Source organism: Amycolatopsis speibonae (assembly GCF_042647925.1).
GTDB lineage: Bacteria > Actinomycetota > Actinomycetes > Mycobacteriales > Pseudonocardiaceae > Amycolatopsis > Amycolatopsis speibonae.
The window spans coordinates 1-820 of record NZ_JBHRWK010000116.1; the positions used below are offsets into that span (position 1 = coordinate 1).

At 63.3% G+C, this 820-nt stretch carries 1 protein-coding gene; it reads left to right on the forward strand.

The window, feature by feature from the left end; all coding sequences use genetic code 11:
• Nucleotides 1–820: asparagine synthetase B family protein (locus ACFOSH_RS42200; RefSeq protein WP_378247121.1), on the forward strand; the 820-nt coding region annotated here is incomplete at both ends.

Sequence of the window (820 nt, forward strand, 5' to 3'; positions counted from 1 at the left end):
GATTTCCAGGGCCAGGAAGACAACTTCCAGCCGGACGAGATGCGGGACACCCCGGACTCGCCCTTCATCCGCGACGTGGCGCAACTGGTCGGCTCCGACCACAAAGACGTCGTCCTCAACCCGGCCGAACTGAGTAACCCCGAAGTCAGAAGGAAAGTGCTGACCGCGCGGGACATCCCAGTGGGACTCGGCGATTTCGACATGTCGCTCTACCTGTTGTTCGAGGCGATCCGGGCGGAATCCACGGTGGCGCTTTCCGGTGAGTCGGCCGACGAGGTCTTCGGCGGGTACCGCTGGTTTCAGGCCGAGGCCGCAGCTTCTTCGGGTACCTTCCCCTGGCTGGAACGGATGAATCTCACCAGCGCTTGGTCGCCTCATCTCGCCGAGGAGTTCCGCCGTACCCTCGATATACCGAGCTTCGTATCCGATCAGTACAGCACCGCCGTCGCGCAGGTCGAGCACCTCGGCTCGGAAACCTCGCACGAGCGCAGGATGAGAACGGTCTGTCATCTTCACCTGACCCGGTTCGTACGGATCTTGCTGGACCGCAAGGACCGGGCGTCGATGGCTGTTGGGCTCGAGGTGCGGGTGCCGTTCTGCGACCACCGCCTCGTCGAGTACGTCTACAACACACCGTGGTCGCTGAAGACGTTCGACGGCAGGGAAAAGAGCCTGCTGCGGCACGCCACGAAGCAGGTCCTGCCGGCGTCGGTGCGTGACCGGGTCAAGAGCCCGTATCCGTCCACACAGGACCCCGGCTACGCGGCTGCCCTGCAGCAGCAGGTCAAGGAGGTACTGACAGAACGAAACCATCCAGTCT